We start from the raw sequence: 14,619 nt of genomic DNA on the forward strand, positions 1-14,619 counted from the left end.
CGAAAGCGGCGGCGGCAGCGAAAGCGGCGGCGCAGGCGTCGTGTCAACCGCGCGTTAAGCGGGACAGTCTGCTGGTAAACAGGCCGGCAGATCTCTACCGTGGCAGCGAGGGGCCTTTGCCCCTCGCTTTTTTTTCACAAGCGCCGTCAGCCGGCTAATGCCGGCTCGGCTGGCAATCTCAATTCAAGTGGATCGTGCGACGCCACCCTCGGCATCACAGCGCCTGGGGCCGGAGGGGAAACACTCCGGCCAATTCGTCGATCCGTGCTCTTGCTGGGTCGACTACCGCTCTTGCGCTACGCGGATCGCCCCAGGTGCCGGTGACCGGCGCACGCTCGGCGAAGGAATAGAAGCGCGACACGTCCGCCGGCACATCGACGGGATGCTGCTGGTTGCCATAGGCCTGGCTGAACATCTCGGTCTTCACCGCGTCGGGCACGATCGCCAGCATGATAGATGCCTCGCCTTCGCAAGCATGATGCGCACCGACCTCGAAGATCTTCCCCGACTCCTCCGGCGCCAGCATCCACGGCGTCGTGGCGACGATCGGCATGGCGAACTCGACCGCCAGCTCACGCACGGTACCGCGAGCGGATCCATGTTGCCGCCATGGCCGGTGACGACGAACAGCTGCGAAAAGCCGAGCGTCTTCAGCGAGCGCACGATGCAGCGGATGACGCGGCTGAGCGTATCGTAGTCGAGCGTGATGGATCCGCCGAAAGGCAGGTGGTGTTCGCTCATGCCTAGCCATAGGCCAGGCAGAACGGCGACCGGAATATCATCGGCAACCAGCCGAGAGGCGCGAATGGCCGCCGCCGATGCGCTTGCGGTGTCGGTAATAGCCGGCAGGTGCGGCCCGTGCTGTTCCAGCGAACCAATCGGCAGGACGGCGAGCGCCCCCGGCGTGTCGGCGATCTCGCGACATCGAACCGCCATACCGCCGCCCATGCGGACGGAAGGCGGAGCGCCCTATAGCGCTCGTCAGCGCCTCAACCCTGGGCCAGATGACACCTCGCGTGGCGCGCGCCATCGCCGAGGCGGTGGAGGACCTGCGGCACCTCGCAGCCAGCAGCAGCCATGCCGCATCGTTCCCTGTAGAAGCAACCGGTCGGCAGCTTGCGGTTGTTTGGAAGCTCGCCGATCCGCACCTCGGCGAGGGTCGGCAAGGGGCTTGCGAAACTCGGAGCCGAGGCCAGAAGCGTTTGGGTATAGGGGTGGCAAGGATTGCCCAGAACCTCGTCGGCCGGACCCGATTCGACGATCTGGCCGAGATACATCACAGCGACATCGTCGCAGAAGTGGCGCACCAGCGCGACATCGTGCGAAATCAAGAGGTACGTTAGCCCCCGCTCCCGCTGCAACTTCAAAAGCAGGTTGACGATCTGCGCCTGCACCGACACATCGAGCGCCGATGTCGGCTCGTCCAACACCATGAGATCGGGATCCGTGCTGATCGCGCGGGCGATTGCGATGCGCTGGCGCTGGCCACCTGAAAATTCGTGGGGCAGGCGATCCAGATGTTCCGGCCTCAAGCCGACGGCTGCGGCCAGTTGCTCCGCCTTCGCATGCAGTTCGGCAGTGCTGTGCCCGCCGCGAATGTGCAACGGTTCGCTGATCAGCCGCCAGACCGGCAGGCGCCGATCGAGCGAGGATTGCGGATCCTGGAAAACGATCTGCATCTTCTGCCGCAGATCGCGCTTCTGCCTTCCTTTCGCTGCCTGCAAATCGTGGCCGTCGATCGCCACCCTGCCCTGCTCGTAAGGCGCAAGCCCGATGATCGCCTGGGCGAGCGTGCTCTTGCCGCAACCGGATTCGCCGACGATACCAAGGCTTCCACCACCGCGAACGCTAAGAGTTACGCCGTTGACGGCGTGCACATGCGAGGTGGGGCGACCGAGCCAGTCGCGGGACGCGGGGAAGCGGACCTTGAGATCGGAAACGTCCAGAACCGGCCGGCCTATCGTATCAACGCCTTCGGTCATTGCGGGCCCCCCTGCTCTGATATCTCCGCTCCGACACCACGCCGCCAGCAGGCCACCTGTCGACCATCGGCCCCCTCCAACTGCGGAGACCGAGATCGACAGAGATCAACTGCTTCCCTGCATCTTGGCTGGAAATAGCAGCCGCCAGGCGGGTGCATCAGGTTCGGTACCGCGCCGGTGATCGCTTCGAGTTCCTGCTTCGGCGCCACCCGTTCCGGCAGGCAGCGCAGCAGCGCCTGGGTATAGGGGTGCTGCGGCGCGTCGAGAACGGCTCGCGTCACGCCCTGCTCCACGATCCTTCCGGCATACATCACGTAAAGTCGATCGCAGAGCTGCGACACGACCGCGACGTTATGCGAGATGAAGATCACCGACGTCCCGGTCCGGCGGGCGCGGTTCTGGATAAGCCGCAGTATCACGGCCTGGACGGTGACATCGAGCGCAGTCGTCGGCTCGTCGGCGATGATGAGCCCGGGATTGCAGGAGAATGCCATCGCGATCAGAACCCGTTGCCGCATGCCGCCGGAGAGCTCGAACGGATAGAGCTTCATGACCCGCTCGGGCTCGCCGATCAGCATGTCGGCAAGAATATCCCGGGCAATGCGCCTGGCATCCGTCAAGCTTGCCTCCTCGTGACGCATGATGACATCAGTCAGCTGCTTGCCGATGCGGATCGTCGGGTTGAGCGCGTTCATCGGCTCCTGGAAGATGGTCGAGACCATCTTGCCGCGCACATCCTGCAGCTGGCTCTCGTTCATGGCGAGGGTGCTATGACCAAAGATCCTGACGGAGCCGCCGGTGATCCTGTAGCGCCCCTTGGGCAGCAGCCCGGTTGCTGCCATGGTCGTCACCGATTTGCCGCAGCCGGACTCGCCGACGATCCCGACGATCTCTGCCTTTGCGACATTGATCGACACATTGTCGAGCGCCTTGATCGCGCCGCTGAAGGTTGGGAACTCCAGCGACAGATTGTGAATGGCCAGCGCCTGACCGCGAGATTCAACAATACCGGTCGTCATCATCTGCCCCTCAAGCGCGGGTCGAGCATATCGCGGATGCCGTCGCCAACGAGGTTACATCCCATGGCCGTGATCAGAATGGCGAGACCCGGGAAGGTCGCGTACCACCACTGATCGAGCATGTAGCTGCGGCCGCTGCTGACGAGCGCGCCCCATTCGGCGGTGGGCGGCTGAGCACCGAGGCCGATGAAGCTGAGGGCGGCTGCGATCAGCACAACACCGCCAAGATCGAGCGTCGCCTGCACGATGATCGGCGACATGGCGTTTGGCAGGATATGCCAGCGCAGAATGTAGAGCGGCGAGGCACCGAAAGTGCGCGACGCCCTTACGAAGACCTGCTCGCGCAAGGACAGCGTTTGACCGCGGGCCAGGCGCACATAGGCGGGAATCCGCACGATCGCCACGGCTAGCATGGAGTTGAAGAGGCTGGGCCCAAGGGCCGCGGCCAGCGCCATGGCCAACACGAGCGCCGGCAAGGCAAGGATGACGTCCATCAGCCGCATGACGGCGGTGTCGACCCGTCCGCCGACCACGCCGGAAAAACAGCCGATCAGCACCCCAACCGACATCGAGATCAGGACAATCATGAAGGCGGCGCCGCAGGATGCCCTTGCCCCATAGACGACGCGCGAGAACAGGTCGCGGCCGACCTCGTCGGTACCGAACCAATGGGCAGCACTCGGTGGCAGCAGACGCGCCGTCAGCGAGACCTTGTCCGGGTTGTAGGGCGCGATCACCGGCGCGGCGATGATCATGATGAGGACGAGCAGGATGAGGGCAGCGCCAACCAGGGTCAGCGGGCTCCGGCGGCTGAGGTACCAGAGATAACGCAGCCGCTCGGATAGGGACCTGGTCCTGCGCATCGCGGGGCTCGCCGCGACAGGTTCGGTGGGGATGACGGCAGACATGATCAGACCTCCCTGATCTGGGGGTCGGCGAGCATGTAGGCGAGATCGACCAGGAGGTTGATCAGCACATACCCAATGGAAGCGACGATCGTGAAGCCCATGATGGCGGGAAAATCGAGCGTCTGAATGGAGGTGACGACGTAGGTGCCCATGCCGGGCCAGGCAAAGATCGTCTCGGTCAGCACCGCGCCATAGAGAAGATCGCCAAGTGCCAGCCCGAGCAGGGTGATGGAAGGGATCAGCGCGTTTCTGAGCGCATAGTTGAAGATGATCATGCCCTTGCGCAGGCCGCTGGCGCGCGCAGTGCGAATGTAGTCTTCCTGCAGGACATCCAGCATCGAGGCGCGTATCTGGCGCGTGATCACACCCATATTGGCAAAGGCCAACACAAAGCCCGGCAGGATGATGTGGTAGACGGCGCTGCGGAAGGCATCGAAGCGGCCTTGCAGCAACGAGTCGATCAACAGGAACCCGGTGATGCGTTCGGGCGCAACGATGCCCATGGCCAGACGGCCGCTGCCGGGCAGTATCTGAAACTTGGCGTAGAAGAGATAGATCAGGATAAGGCCGAACCAGAACACCGGCATCGAGATGCCGCACACAGAGACCGTCCGTGCAATCTGGTCGATCGGCCCGTCCTTATAGACCGCCGACAGCACACCAAGCGGCACACCCAGACAGATCGCGATGAAGAGCGCGACTGTTCCAAGCTCCAGCGTCGCTGGCAGGAAGGTGCGGATATCGCCGGCAACCGGGCGGTTGGTGCGCAGGGATGTCCCCAGATCGCCCTGCAGCAGATTACCGATATAGATGGTGAACTGTTCGACAACAGGTCGATCAAGGCCCAGATTGCGCCTGACGTTTTCAAGCGTTTCGGCACTCGCCCGGTCGCCCGCGATCATGCGCGCCGGATCTCCCGGTATGAGATGCGAGATCGTGAAGGTGATGACGGCGACGCCTAACACAACGAAAAGCAAAAGAACCAGACGCGGGATGATGATGCGGGTGATTGCCATGGACGTCAGCCCTTCCGGCAGGAGAACCCTGACCTTGCTTGGGAAACGATGAAACCCTGCCGCCACAGCCGTTGAGGCTGGCGGCAGGTGTTGCGTGGAATGAGGCCCATCAAGGCCGCGGGATCGGTCTGATCCGGCTCCGTCATTCCGTTTTCGACATCGTTCCGAAGTTGTAGACCTGGATCAGCATGGGGTTGTAGACATAGCCTTGCACGACGGCGCGGCGGGCGAAGATGTCGTTCTTTTCCATGATGTAGAGATAGGGCGCGTCCTCAGTCGAGAGCTTCTGCGCTTCGACATAGAGTTCCTTGCGCTTCCCCTCGTCGACGATGGAGCCCGCCTCTTTCACGAGCGCGGTCACCTTGGTGTTGTCGTAGAAGGAACGGTTGCCCGGACCGCCCATTTTGTCGGCGTCGAACCAATAGTTCATGAACATGTAGGGGTCGGCAAAATCAGGCGTCCAGGCGCCGGGAGCCATATCGAACTTGCCGTTGGCCACCAGTTCGCGTTTGGTCGTGTCGGCGACCGCCTGCAGGTCGAGCTTGATGCCGATTTCCGCAAGAGACGCCTGCAGCGCAAGCCCGACCGGCTCCCAGGCAGGATCGGCCTGGGAGAAGGTGTAGGTCAGGCGGATGTCGTTCTTGCCGGAGTCGGCGAGCAGGGCCTTGGCCTTCTCGACATCGTATGTGTACTGGAAACCCTGTGGGTCGTGCCCCCACATGCCGCTCGGCACCGCGCCGCGCATCTGTTTGGCCTGGCCGAGCATGATGCCGTCGATGATGCCTTGATAGTCGACCGCATAGGAAATCGCCTGGCGAACCCTGGCGTCATCCAGCGGCGGCTGGCGGTTGTTCATGTAGATGTAGTTCACATACATGCTGGGATTGCTCTCGACCACGACGGAGGCGTCCTTCTGCAGCGCCTCCGCCTGATCGAGCGGGATCTGCTCGATGATATCGGCATCACCGTTGGTCAGTTGAAGGCGGCGGGCCGAGACGTCGCCGACGATGCGGACGACCACTTGTTTCAGCGCCGGCTTGGTGCCCGCGTAGTGCTCGTTGCGGTCGAGTACGATGCTCTGGTTGCGCTCCCATGAGGCGATCCGGTAAGGGCCGCTGCCTGCGGAGTGCTCCGCAAGCCAGGCCTTCGCCATGTCGCCGTCCTTCTCGTGCTCCATCACCTTGGGATTGATGATGGCCGCACCGGAGACGGCAAGCGTCGAGATGAAGGGCGCAAATGGCGCCGTCAGATGGAAACGCACCGTCTGCGGATCGACGACCTCGACTTCCTTCAGCACCGGAAACGCATCGGAGGGGCCTGCCTTCAGCTTCATCAATCGATCGAAGCTGAATTTGACCGCAGCGGCGTCGACCGGTGCGCCGTCATCGAACTTGTGGCCGCTGGCGAGCTTGAAGGTCCACACGAGGCCGGCGTCGTCGGCAGTCCAGCTTTCGGCCAGTTCGGGCCCGACCTCCGTTGTCGCGCCTTTGTAGGCGACCAGCCTTTCATAGGCGGCGTAAATCAGTGTGTAACCGCTGTTGCTGATTTCGACGCCAGGATCGGCGGTCGGCGGATCTTCCGCTCGCGCCAGCACCAGCACATCCTGCGCAGCGATTGCGCCGGAAAGAGGCGTCGATGCCAGAAGCAAGGCGACGCCAATCGATTTCCACGTGGAAGCGTTCATCTCGTAGTCCTCCCCAGAACTGCGGCGCACGATGCCCTCCCGGCACCAACCGCAGCACTAGAGTAGGAAACGATTTTCCTAAGTGCAATATTTTTTCTTATCGTACTCGTTTTTAGTTACATCAGCTTGTGAGCTTGGTCGTTTGTGCGTTCGCCAAGGTGGAGACCAATTCGGTTTCCGGGGTCGAGCAAACGCACAGGATTTGCGCAGGTTCTTCGCTCACGCTGAGATAGGCATGCCCCGTCATGGCATCGAAGTAGCAGGAATCGCCCTTCTTGAGCCGCAAGGGCGCATAGATCTCGGTATGGAGTTCGAGTTCCCCTTCGATAACGTAGAAGAACTCCTCGCCCTTGTGTCGGATAAGCGGCCCGAATTCCTCGAGTGTGCGGGCGCGGGCCACCGCCACGATCGGAACCATCGACTTCTTCGAAATCTCTGTACAAACATAGAGATAGTCGTAGTTTTGTGTGATGATCTCCCGCCCATCGCCGGATCTGGTGTAAGTGCGGCGCCCCAGCATGCTGGGGGCTTCCTCAGCACCCGCCGCGGTCCCGAAAAGCTCGACGATATCGACCTTGAGGCCCTGGGCCAGCTGGATCAACCGGTCGTAGGTGAGCTGCATCTGGTTGTTCTCGACCTTGGAAAGGGTCGAGACAGCAAGCCCGGTCATGGAGCTTACTTCTGCCAGCGTCCAGCGATTGCGGTTGCGAATCTCTTTAAGGATATCGCCGAGGCTGGATTTCGCATCGGTCATCGTTGGCGTCTCCAATTTGCCTGCAGCCGTTCCGGACCGCGTGCCGCTCCCGGCTCAGCCCGCGACGCGCGCAGAATCCGACTGGCATGATAGGAAAACCATTTCCTATAATACGTGGCCGAAATCAACATCGCCACGAAAAGCAATTCGAACGGTGGAGCAGCACCCATACATCCTGGCGTCATGGGCGCGACCCAATGGTCACCCAATCTTCGTCGCGTTGAGCCGAGCCGAACGGCAGCCATTCTACTGTGCGAACGGGTCGCCGACCTTCGGCCAATAAGGGCGCTTCATTTTGGTGAAGGGCAGTTCCTCGAAGTTGGGCTGCAAGGCGCCTGGGCCGCCGACATAGAGGATTTCGCTGGCGATCGGTTCGAAGCCGGCGCGGAAGTGGTTGCTCGATTTCACCACGACAATCTTCCTCTGCGCCGGATTCAAGCCCAGCGCCGTCATGCATTCCGGGTGGAAGACTTGTGTGCGCACGGTGTTCAGCACGATGTCGACGCCGCCTGCCGTAACCCAGACCGCGTCGCCGATCCCGAGCGGCGTCGGGCCGAAGCGCTGGGTAATGCCGGAGGCGATGCGCCTGATCGTCACGGTCAGGTCCAGTGGGTCGCCGGAGGCCGGCCCGACCTTGCCGCCGATCCTCAGCGCCAGCGTCGCCCCTTCTCCCGCCTCGCGGCACATGCGCACCGCAATCGGATCCCAGTAGAGGCAGGTCGCCACGTCCTCGATGCCGCGTTCGATGATGCGGCGCAGGGTGAAGGTCGAGTCTCCAGGCGCCCCGCCGCCGGCATTGTCTGAGACGTCGGCCAGAACGACCGGTCCGCTCCTCGCTGCGACGGCCCGATCCAGCGCGGCATCGATACTGAGATAGGTGCCGCGCATTTCCTCACGCGCATCGAATATCTCTCTGCCAAAGGCCTCCGCCGTGCGTGTCGCCTGTTCTGCGTCATTGTCGGTCACGACGAGCATCTTCGCGCCGACATCTTCGACGTCTCCCCAGGGAAAGCCGTGACCGAAGGAGACCGAGAGAATGCCATCCTGCCCCTCGATCGCCTTCATGCGGTCGACAATGCCGCGCAACGGCGCGCGATGCGGGTGGAAGGTATTGATCATCCGGCAGTCATAGAGGCCCATCACCGGCCGCACTTCGCCCGTAAGGGTCCGCTTCATCAACCGGAACAATTGGCCGGCGACCTCCTCGATGTCGGTGTGCGGATACTCCTTGTAGGTGGCGATCATGGTCGCGCTCGAGAGCATGCGATCGGTGATGTGGCAATGCAGATCAAGCTCGGCAGCAACCGCGACATTCGGCCCGACCACGCCGCGCACATGCTCGAGTAAATCCCCCTCGACATCGTCATAGCCCTCGGCGACGCAGGCGCCGTGCAGGGCAAGCATGACCGCGTCGACCGGCATCGCCGCCTCGAGGTCGCCGAGGATGGTGGCGCGGAAGCTTTCATAGACCGCCCGCGTGGTCTTGCCGCCAGGCTCAGCCACGGCACAGAGGCTCTCTACCACGTCCCAGGCTTCTTCCTCAGCAGCATTGCGCCAGACAGACATCTGCGACGAGCAGCAGGTGAGCGGCCTGCCGGTGGCGTCGCCATAGGCGATCAGGTTTTCGCGGAAGGCCTCAAGGCCCGTCTGCATCGGCGAAAAAGTATTGGTTTCGGTGTCCAGCCCCGCAATAAACAGTTTCATTTTTGCCTCTCGCCAACAAAGAAAGATATTTTCTAATCATAAAACTATGTTTATCGTCGGAAAGTCAAATGCATCATTCGCGCTATCGCGCGGCTGGCCCGGGGGAGGCAGGAATGCGCATCTATATTTCCGCTGATATCGAGGGGATCGTTGGGGTCGTAAGCCGCGACCAACTGATGCCGGAAGGTTTCGAATACGAAAACGCCCGCCGCTGGATGACGGATACCGTGGTTCACGCCTGCGAGGCTGCACACGAGGAAGGCGTGGAGGAGGTCATCCTCAGCGATTCCCACGGAAATGGCGAGAGCATCCTGATTGACCGCCTGCCCGACTATGTCCAAGTCGTCCGCAGCTGGCCGCGGCCGCTGATGATGATGCAGGGCGTCGAGCTCGGTTCGTTCGTCGGTGCGATGCTTCTCGGCTACCATGCCGGGGCAAGTCATCCGGGTGGCGTGCTGTCGCACACGATCGGCGGCACAGCCTTTGCCGAGGTGCGGATCAACGGTATCGTCATGCCGGAGGCCGGCATCAATGCCGCCATTGCCGGGCATTTCGACGTGCCGGTCCTGCTCGCCTCGGGCGACAACATCGCCTTGGACGAGATCAAAGCGCGTATCGGCGATATCGTGACGGTGCCGGTGAAGCAGGTTTACAGCACGCAATCGGCGATCTCGCTGACGCCGGCCGTCGCGCATCGCCGGATTCGGGAGGGCGTCAAGACGGCGCTGGCGAGAGCCGGCGGGGCAAAACCGTTCAAGCTGGAAAACCCGACGCTGGAGATCGTGTTCCGAAATCGCCTGCCGGCCGAATATCTCTCTTACCTCAAGGGCGTCGAGCGCACCGACGGTTATACGATCCGCTACCAGGGCGACGACATGATCGACGTCTCGCGCTTCATCCAATTCGTGGTCGGCTACAATTCGCGCCTGACTTTCTGACCAACTCCGCTACGGAATCCCGCCATGACCACCTCCATTGTCCTCGGCGCCGGCATGGTCGGCGTCTCAACCGCGCTTGCATTGCAGGAGAGCGGGCACCAGGTCGTGCTGCTGGATCGCCAGGCACCAGGGCGGGAAACAAGCTATGGCAACGCCGGCATCATTCAAACTGAAGCCGTCGAGCCCTATGCCTTCCCGCGCAGCTTGAACGAAATCGCCAGGGTGGCGCTCAAGCGCGGCAACGACGTCGATTGGCGGCTTGGCGATATGCGACGTCTGGCGGGGCCGCTCTGGCGCTATTTCACGCAGTCTGCGGCTGCTCCTTACGCGAGAACCGTTGCTGCCTATTCCCAGCTCGCGCTGCGCGCGAGCGACGATCACGCGCGCTTCATCGGGCCCGCCGGCGCTGGCGAACTGATCGTCCGGCAGGGGTGGCGCGCCGTCTATCGTACGCCCGCGAATTTCGAAGCGGCGGCCGCGGCCGCGGAGCGGCTGAGGCGGGTCTACGGCGTACCGTCTGATGTACTCGGCGCGGACGAACTTGCGGCGAGCGAACCGGCGCTGCTGCGTCGGCTCGCCGGTGCCGTCCATTGGACCTCGCCCTGGACCTGCCGCGACCCGGGCGAACTGGTTGCGCGCTACGCCGCTCTCTTCGTGGCGCGCGGCGGGACGCTGGCCTGCGGCGACGCCATGACGTTGCAGCGGAATGGCGCCGGTTGGCGGGTGATGTCTGAAGATGGCGTCGTCGGCGCTGAAAATGCGGTCATTGCCCTGGGGCCATGGTCGCCGACGCTCGCCAAAAACTTCGGCTATCGCATACCCATGGTGTTTAAGCGCGGTTATCACAGGCATTTTTCAGGCCAGGACGGACCACGCGTTTCAATGCTGGACGTCGACAATTCCACGCTGATTGCGCCGATGAATGCGGGATGGCGGGTTTTGACCGGGGCGCATATGGCGCCGCCGGGGGCAGCACCGGCATCGCGACAAATTCGGCATGCGACCAACATTGCGCGCCAGCTCTTTGCGCTGGGTGAGGCCGTCGAGCCCACGCTTTGGTCGGGTACCCGCCCCTGCATGCCCGACATGCTGCCTGTCGTCGGGCCGACCCGGCACAAGGGCCTGTGGTTCCATTTTGGCCACGGCCATCAGGGCTTCACATTGGGCCCGACGACCGCATTCCTCCTGGCAGAGTTGATGACGGTGGGCTGCACGAAACCCCTTATTCTCCCCCTGCTGCCGTCAGCGCGGGGTTGGGCGTAACGCAGCCGCAAAGACCACGGCGGATTGTGTCGGGTTGGATATTGGGTTGTTGATCATCGACGTTCACCGGTTCAAAACGCCACGCCTCGCTCGAAACTCTGCGACGTATGGTGTTCGCGGAATTACCAACTACCGCGTTTCCTCAATTCGACCTGGACAACCACCTTCGGGAAGTCGAGTAGGCGACGAACGAGTCGGGTGATCTCCTCGTCGACGTGAATCGCGGTCTTCGGCTTTTCGCTTTCACCCGAGCTGAAGCAGCATCGCGTTCGTCAAGGGCGCGCCCAGACAACTCGGCGCGGCTGGGCGGATAGGCGCGTCAAGATCGACGGCGGATCCGGCAATACCACGCAGCCGGGTATCTATGGCGCGATGCACGTTTCCCGGAGCATGCTCCGCGAATTCGTCCTGGCTGACCTGGCGGAACGACCGTCTCGGGTCAGGACTTCTCAATCAGCCTCTGTGCGGGAAGGTCCGCAACGGGGTCCGAAGACTTGCCTGTCCTAATCTTTTGCCAGGTCTGGTTTCTGCCCCATACAGCCAGCGGTCTCATTCGCCGTGCGCGCTTTCTCAAATAAGATCTATTCCCGCCTCGGACAGCACGCAGCTACAGCAGTGCAATCATCATTGCGATCGTCAACAACGCGAATGCCACAATCCCAGTGTGAAGGAAATTCGCTCGGCGGCTGTTGCTTTTAAAGGTTCGTGACATGGCTTCACCTCACCATTCCAAGGGAAACGCACGGCCATATGAATGGTTCATATTCAAGATTGGTGAGCGGAGCCGAACTTCGACACAATGAAAAATAGCTTTCGATCACTCGCTAGATGGAGGAGCCGGTTCTCCGAGTGTGTCGGCGACATAGGCTCCGCGATCCCCCATGGGAAGCGGGCTACCTGTTGTTGAATCGCACATTGTCTGATGCTCAAGTTCGGCGTTGATTTCCGCGCCAAGGATGAGAATGATAACTGAAATCCAGACCCAGACCATGAAACCGACAAAAGCGCCCAGCGTGCCGTAAGTGGCATTATAATTTGCGAAATGGTCGAGATAGAACGAAAACAGCACTGAAGTAACCAACCACATGAACGTGGTAAAGGCCGCACCCCACGTGAACCAGCGAGACTTCGCCGGTTCGCGACTTGGTCCAAAGCGATAGAGCATTGCGGCACCTCCCGTGAACAGAAGAAGCAACAGCGGCCATCGAGCGATATAGACGAGCAGTTCCGCCCAATGCTCCAGCCCGATAAAACCTAACCAGGCTGGTAGGACCGCGACTGCCAGAATCGCCAAAATCGACGCGATCATCCCACTGACAGTGAAAACCATGGCCAATCCAGTGCGATGCAGAAAGCCGCGCTTCTCGTTTTCACCATAGGCGATGTTCATTGCTTCGAAGATCGCAGCGATCCCGTTATGCGCGCTCCAAAGAGCCACACTTGAGCTGACCAGCAGCCCGAGGCCGGCGGTACCGGGTCTTTGCGATGCAAGCGTACCTAATTGATCCAGGATCAGCCTAAGAGCCGCAGAGGGCACGACATACACCAGAAATTCGATCTGCCGTGAGATATCTGCGGGATCGGCGGCAATGGCATAAAGGGAGACGAAAATGCCTAACGCGGGAAAGATTGCGAGCAACAGGTAATAAGTCACGCCAGCCGCAATCATTGCGACCCTGTCTTCAGTGAAGCTGACATACACTCGCCAAGCCACATCCCATAGTCCCTCTGCAGGGATTTGCCCTGGCGATTTGGCATCGCGGCCCCTTGGATCATTCGCGGCTCTCTTCGTTGTCAACCGTAGTGCCCGCCTTCTTGCACCCCCGATTTCCTGCGCCCAGCGTGTATGAAACCTACTCCGACGGCGTCAAAGGATTTTCCGCCGCCGCCACTCCCGGTAGGGAGCCATGAGTTGCCCTGGAAACCGTCTTTCGATTTCCGTTTCCACCAGCGCGATCATTTCAAGGGCCGTCTCACTAGGTACGTCTTGTCGCTCGCTTTCCTTTTCCAACTCGCTCATCCGGGCGAACAGTTCGTCATCCGTCATGGCTTCAAGCTGATCGGGGAGCGCGCGTACGTCTTTATCGGCGGATTTCACGGGATTTCTCCTCTGTTTATTGAGGAAGGGGCGTGGGCAAAACGACCGCCCCGATTATACTCGACTGGCGCCTCTGTCGGCTGTTCGCATGCTGTCCGCCGTCTCGAAAGTGTGGGGTGGTCCTTGCCCGACCTCGCTGACAACAGGAAGCCCGGCTTTGGTCTGGGCTAACTTCCTTGCAGGCATTCATGTCGAGCATCCTCCAAAGCGCGCCGGCCCGTACAGCCACAAACTTCTCCGTAAAGCAAAGGTTCCCCCGCCGCGCCACTTCATGGCCGCCTGCCAGGCAGGCTGACGGTGCCCGGCACGGACGCATAGGCACCGTCAGTCGATCACATGGGGTCATTTCCTTTCATCGCGTTCGACATATGGGTCTTGCATTTGTCAGCATCATTGGATGCGAGGGCTTCCTTCGCCATTGCCAGTTCCTTGTTGGCGTAGTCCTTCTTCATTTCATCCGTGATCGCCTTCACGTCTGTCTCAAGCTTCGCCATCGCCGCCTGGTTACAGGTGATATCGGCCTGCGCGAAAGCAGAAGGCGCCGCAATAATGCATAGGATCGCTCCCGCAATCAGTTTTCTCAGCATGTCAAACTCCTATTTGAGAACTCCATCGACACCGGCCTAACAAGGAGACGTCCCCAACGTTCCACGTCACACGGACACATCGTCGTGATCGACAGAGAGAGTGCGGGAGCGTCAGCAGTGCCGGTGAAATTGAACTTTTCCGTTCCTTCGAAACTAAAAATGGGATGCCGGCTTGATGCAACGGTGACGCTGGCCGGCGAAGAAAAGCTCCCACTAAGGGCTGAGGAACTTAGTGAACGCTATTCGGCTTGGCCACTTTAGGAGTGGTCGCATGCCGCCATTACGTTTCAACCCGCTAACGCCCGTTATGCAAACATCTTGAAGGAGGTCGCGTTGACGATGACGTCGGCAATGCGATCTGGCGGCTGACGCCCGCCGATTGAGAGACCTTTCGAAAATACGGAACCGGTTGCCGAGCGCGCCGTTTCTTCCTGACACGGGAATCCGCCCCCTGCCTACAGATCAACCGCGGCTGACGCCAAAGGAGGTGGCATGAAAGCAGCCGCGTCCCAGGAGAGAACGGACCATTGAGATGCAGGTGATGATCGAGGGACAGTCACGCTTCCGGCCTTTCGGCTTACCTTATTGGGGTTTCGAAGATCTCAACAAGGGAGTTGGAAGCATGACTGCCTCTTATGATTACCATATTGGCGTCGACTACCACAA

13 protein-coding genes and 2 pseudogenes are annotated in these 14,619 nt (G+C 61.1%); 2 read left to right on the forward strand and 13 right to left on the reverse strand.

Annotated features, from left to right (window positions below; all coding sequences use genetic code 11):
• Positions 1 to 214: 214 nt before the first annotated feature.
• The 9 genes and pseudogenes from BKP54_RS36990 to BKP54_RS34465 form a co-directional block, all read right to left on the reverse strand.
• The gene (locus BKP54_RS36990; RefSeq protein ID WP_245318026.1) at positions 215 to 553 is read right to left on the reverse strand and encodes a creatininase family protein; all 339 of its coding nucleotides are present in this window, start codon (positions 551 to 553) and stop codon (positions 215 to 217) included.
• A gap of 83 nt (positions 554 to 636) precedes the next feature.
• Positions 637 to 948: pseudogene (locus BKP54_RS36995) on the reverse strand (creatininase family protein); the annotation flags it as partial.
• A 41-nt stretch (positions 949 to 989) separates the two neighbouring features.
• The gene (locus BKP54_RS34435; protein ID WP_084815686.1) at positions 990 to 1,982 is read right to left on the reverse strand and encodes an oligopeptide/dipeptide ABC transporter ATP-binding protein; all 993 of its coding nucleotides are present in this window, start codon (positions 1,980 to 1,982) and stop codon (positions 990 to 992) included.
• On the reverse strand, positions 1,979 to 3,001 hold the full coding sequence (locus tag BKP54_RS34440; protein ID WP_084815696.1) for an ABC transporter ATP-binding protein: 1,023 nt from the start codon (positions 2,999 to 3,001) through the stop codon (positions 1,979 to 1,981). The genes BKP54_RS34435 and BKP54_RS34440 overlap by 4 nt, the downstream gene beginning before the upstream one ends.
• Positions 3,001 to 3,909, reverse strand: coding sequence for a D,D-dipeptide ABC transporter permease (gene ddpC, locus BKP54_RS34445; RefSeq protein WP_084815687.1), 909 nt, complete (start codon positions 3,907 to 3,909; stop codon positions 3,001 to 3,003). The genes BKP54_RS34440 and ddpC overlap by 1 nt, the downstream gene beginning before the upstream one ends.
• Before the next feature lie 2 nt (positions 3,910 to 3,911).
• Complete coding sequence (locus BKP54_RS34450) at positions 3,912 to 4,925, reverse strand: ABC transporter permease (protein ID WP_025430709.1); 1,014 nt, start codon at positions 4,923 to 4,925, stop codon at positions 3,912 to 3,914.
• A gap of 142 nt (positions 4,926 to 5,067) precedes the next feature.
• Positions 5,068 to 6,639 carry an ABC transporter substrate-binding protein gene (locus tag BKP54_RS34455; RefSeq protein ID WP_245318027.1) on the reverse strand — a complete coding sequence of 524 codons (1,572 nt, stop codon included), beginning with the start codon at positions 6,637 to 6,639 and terminating at the stop codon, positions 5,068 to 5,070.
• 91 nt (positions 6,640 to 6,730) lie between these two features.
• Positions 6,731 to 7,363: an XRE family transcriptional regulator gene (locus BKP54_RS34460; RefSeq protein WP_084815689.1), complete on the reverse strand. Its 633-nt coding sequence runs from the start codon at positions 7,361 to 7,363 to the stop codon at positions 6,731 to 6,733.
• Between the two features lie 246 nt (positions 7,364 to 7,609).
• Positions 7,610 to 9,067 (reverse strand): M81 family metallopeptidase, encoded by a 1,458-nt coding sequence (locus tag BKP54_RS34465; RefSeq protein WP_084815690.1) that lies wholly within the window; start codon positions 9,065 to 9,067, stop codon positions 7,610 to 7,612.
• 113 nt (positions 9,068 to 9,180) lie between these two features.
• Between BKP54_RS34465 and BKP54_RS34470 the strand changes: the two genes are divergently transcribed.
• Together BKP54_RS34470 and BKP54_RS34475 are read left to right on the forward strand one after the other, a co-directional pair.
• Positions 9,181 to 10,005 (forward strand): M55 family metallopeptidase, encoded by an 825-nt coding sequence (locus BKP54_RS34470; protein ID WP_158071753.1) that lies wholly within the window; start codon positions 9,181 to 9,183, stop codon positions 10,003 to 10,005.
• Between the two features lie 24 nt (positions 10,006 to 10,029).
• A complete protein-coding gene (locus tag BKP54_RS34475) occupies positions 10,030 to 11,268 on the forward strand; it encodes an FAD-dependent oxidoreductase (RefSeq protein ID WP_084815692.1) in 1,239 nt (412 codons plus the stop codon).
• A 132-nt stretch (positions 11,269 to 11,400) separates the two neighbouring features.
• On the opposite strand, the pseudogene BKP54_RS37000 reads toward BKP54_RS34475, so the two are convergent.
• The 4 genes and pseudogenes from BKP54_RS37000 to BKP54_RS34490 all read right to left on the reverse strand — a co-directional run.
• Positions 11,401 to 11,525, reverse strand: a pseudogene (locus tag BKP54_RS37000) (type II toxin-antitoxin system mRNA interferase toxin, RelE/StbE family); the annotation flags it as partial.
• Between the two features lie 560 nt (positions 11,526 to 12,085).
• On the reverse strand, positions 12,086 to 12,970 hold the full coding sequence (locus BKP54_RS34480; protein ID WP_245318028.1) for a YihY/virulence factor BrkB family protein: 885 nt from the start codon (positions 12,968 to 12,970) through the stop codon (positions 12,086 to 12,088).
• Between the two features lie 165 nt (positions 12,971 to 13,135).
• Complete coding sequence (locus BKP54_RS34485; RefSeq protein ID WP_128090574.1) at positions 13,136 to 13,315, reverse strand: hypothetical protein; 180 nt, start codon at positions 13,313 to 13,315, stop codon at positions 13,136 to 13,138.
• A gap of 383 nt (positions 13,316 to 13,698) precedes the next feature.
• Complete coding sequence (locus tag BKP54_RS34490; protein ID WP_084815695.1) at positions 13,699 to 13,953, reverse strand: hypothetical protein; 255 nt, start codon at positions 13,951 to 13,953, stop codon at positions 13,699 to 13,701.
• Between the last annotated feature and the right edge of the window lie 666 nt (positions 13,954 to 14,619).

It is taken from the genome of Ensifer sp. 1H6, from assembly GCF_001976035.1.
GTDB classification, from domain to species: Bacteria; Pseudomonadota; Alphaproteobacteria; order Rhizobiales; family Rhizobiaceae; genus Ensifer; species Ensifer canadensis.

Bases quoted from the DNA above. Each gene is read 5' to 3' on its own strand.
- BKP54_RS36990 (WP_245318026.1), bottom strand. From the start codon at position 553: ATGCCGATCGTCGCCACGACGCCGTGGATGCTGGCGCCGGAGGAGTCG.
- BKP54_RS34490 (WP_084815695.1), bottom strand. From the start codon at position 13,953: ATGCTGAGAAAACTGATTGCGGGAGCGATCCTATGCATTATTGCGGCG.
- BKP54_RS34435 (WP_084815686.1), bottom strand. From the start codon at position 1,982: ATGACCGAAGGCGTTGATACGATAGGCCGGCCGGTTCTGGACGTTTCC.
- BKP54_RS34440 (WP_084815696.1), bottom strand. From the start codon at position 3,001: ATGACGACCGGTATTGTTGAATCTCGCGGTCAGGCGCTGGCCATTCAC.
- BKP54_RS34470 (WP_158071753.1), top strand. From the start codon at position 9,181: ATGCGCATCTATATTTCCGCTGATATCGAGGGGATCGTTGGGGTCGTA.
- BKP54_RS34465 (WP_084815690.1), bottom strand. From the start codon at position 9,067: ATGAAACTGTTTATTGCGGGGCTGGACACCGAAACCAATACTTTTTCG.
- BKP54_RS34485 (WP_128090574.1), bottom strand. From the start codon at position 13,315: ATGACGGATGACGAACTGTTCGCCCGGATGAGCGAGTTGGAAAAGGAA.
- BKP54_RS34450 (WP_025430709.1), bottom strand. From the start codon at position 4,925: ATGGCAATCACCCGCATCATCATCCCGCGTCTGGTTCTTTTGCTTTTC.
- BKP54_RS34475 (WP_084815692.1), top strand. From the start codon at position 10,030: ATGACCACCTCCATTGTCCTCGGCGCCGGCATGGTCGGCGTCTCAACC.
- ddpC (WP_084815687.1), bottom strand. From the start codon at position 3,909: ATGTCTGCCGTCATCCCCACCGAACCTGTCGCGGCGAGCCCCGCGATG.
- BKP54_RS34460 (WP_084815689.1), bottom strand. From the start codon at position 7,363: ATGACCGATGCGAAATCCAGCCTCGGCGATATCCTTAAAGAGATTCGC.